Below are 503 nucleotides of genomic sequence, written 5' to 3'. Positions count from 1 at the left end.
CTACCGGTGACATGCGAAAGGCCCGGTTCGTCCCATGGACGGTGCCGGGCCTTCGTCTGCCTGGAGACATTGCTCCAACTCTGCTGCTTATGCTACGCGGCTTGTCAAGTGCGCAGCTAGGCGCCCTCTGCGACGGGCGGCACGTTCTTCCTCGGCTACCCAGGCGGTAACCGTGGTGACGTGGCCGGGGTCGGCCGCGCAGCGGATCTGCCCGTGGGCGGCGAGACCGTCAGCGACGACGGCGTAGAGGTCTCCGCCGCAGGGCGTAGGGGTGTCTCCGTTGAGGGTGATCTGGGTGCAGGTGACGTGGAGGGGGACGCGGCGGGTCGGCCGGTCGACGACGCGCCGGACTTCCCGGACGGCGGCCACGATCTCGTCGACGCACTCCGGGCCGTAGGGGGCGTGGCGGATCCAGGTGGCGCGGTCGCGGAGCCAGCGCGCCATGGCGGGCAGCGTGTCGGCCGGCGGGCGGGAGCGGCGGATCTGTCCGCAGGACCAGTGGG

General features: G+C 71.6%; 1 pseudogene. It reads right to left on the bottom strand.

Going from position 1 to position 503, the window contains the following annotated elements:
* Positions 1-87: 87 nt before the first annotated feature.
* Positions 88-503: pseudogene (locus DEF28_RS27830) on the bottom strand (hypothetical protein); the annotation flags it as partial.

The organism is Marinitenerispora sediminis, assembly GCF_003336425.1.
GTDB lineage: Bacteria > Actinomycetota > Actinomycetes > Streptosporangiales > Streptosporangiaceae > Marinitenerispora > Marinitenerispora sediminis.
The sequence above is the reverse complement of the archived record's forward strand: the minus strand, read 5'-3'. Positions and strand labels throughout refer to the sequence as shown.